This window comes from Micromonospora vulcania (assembly GCF_042658605.1).
Classification (GTDB): domain Bacteria; phylum Actinomycetota; class Actinomycetes; order Mycobacteriales; family Micromonosporaceae; genus Micromonospora; species Micromonospora vulcania.
On the sequence record NZ_JBHSQS010000056.1, the window covers coordinates 1 to 1,331 of the forward strand.

1 protein-coding gene is annotated in these 1,331 nt (G+C 68.1%); it reads right to left on the reverse strand.

Going from position 1 to position 1,331, the window contains the following annotated elements:
• Positions 1-20: 20 nt before the first annotated feature.
• Positions 21-1,190 (reverse strand): ISAs1 family transposase, encoded by a 1,170-nt coding sequence (locus ACFQGL_RS32140; RefSeq protein WP_377516417.1) that lies wholly within the window; start codon positions 1,188-1,190, stop codon positions 21-23.
• Between the last annotated feature and the right edge of the window lie 141 nt (positions 1,191-1,331).

Below are 1,331 nucleotides of genomic sequence, written 5' to 3' on the forward strand. Positions count from 1 at the left end.
CCAGGGCCCCGGCAAAGTCGTCAGGTGATGCCGAGTAGTGCCAGTGGGCGGGTGCTGTCGCGGGCGTGATGCCGGTTGGCTGCGGCGATGTTGGTGATTCCCTGCAGGCGTAGGGCGCCGATGGCGGCGTTGCGTAGTGCGGCCATGACCTCGGGTCCGGTGCCGGTGCGGATCTGGCTGCGGTCTTCGTCGTAGGTGACGTCGCGAACCCAGTGGACCTTGTTCTCGATCGACCAGTGGTTGCGGATCCACGCCGCCAGTTGTGTCGGTTGCGCCTGGTGCACGCGGAGGTCGGTGATGGCGTAGACGGTCTCGGTGGTGAAGCGTTTCGGTTGGTCCAGGCGCCGTCTGCGGCGGCGGATCTGGATGGCTTGGGCGGCGTTCGGGAAGTCGATGCCGGTGGAGATCGTCAGGATCTTCAGGCTGCGGATCTCGCGGCGGCCGTGTCCGCGGTCGGTGTCGCGGGTGGCGTCGGGGACGGCCCTCCAGGGCAGTGCGGTGAGCTGGGCGTGCAGGTGGGGCTGGTTGCCTTTGACGGTCAAAATCCAGTGCGCGCCGCGTTGCGCGAGGTAGGTGACGTGCTGACGTTGGCAGTGCAGGGCGTCGGCGGTGATCACGGTGCCGCGCAGGTCGCTGATCTGGTCGAGCAGCGGCGCGAACCGAGTGATCTCGTTGGTCTTGTCGTCGACGTCGATGCTGGCCAGGACCACGCCGGTGGCCTGGTCGCAGGCGGTCATCACGTGTCGGGCGGCGGTGTCGGTGGTGCGGGAGCCGCGCAGGGTCTTACCGTCGACGGCGATCGCCTGCGAGGTCGTCGAGGCAGCGGCGGTGGCCCGGCCGGTGAGCCAGACTCCGATCGCGGCCGTCAGCAACTGCGGGTCCACGGCCTGCAACAGGCGACGGATCATCGCCTCCGACGGGCGCCGATCGGGAGTCATGCCCAGGGCGAGAGCTGTCGCGGCCGGAACGTCGGCGACCCATTCGGCGATCGCGGCGTACGAGCGGTAGCCGGCGACCACAGCACACACCGCTGCGGTGACCACGACTGTCAACCGGTGCCGGACACCTCGCCGGGCCCGTGGATCAGGCAGACCGGCGAGCGCCGTGGGCAGCCCACCAGCGGCTTCCGGCACGGTCAGAGCCGGTGCGTGGGACAACGACGAGATCAGCGATGATGGCAGCGCGGGCATGACTCACTTCAGGCGATCAGCATGGCGTAGGAACCTTGATGATCTTCCGAACAGGTCATGCCCGTCTTGCTGCCACCAACAGCGGCGCTTCTACTCCAAGCCCCACAAGTCAGACACCGTCACGACTTTGCCGAGGCCCTG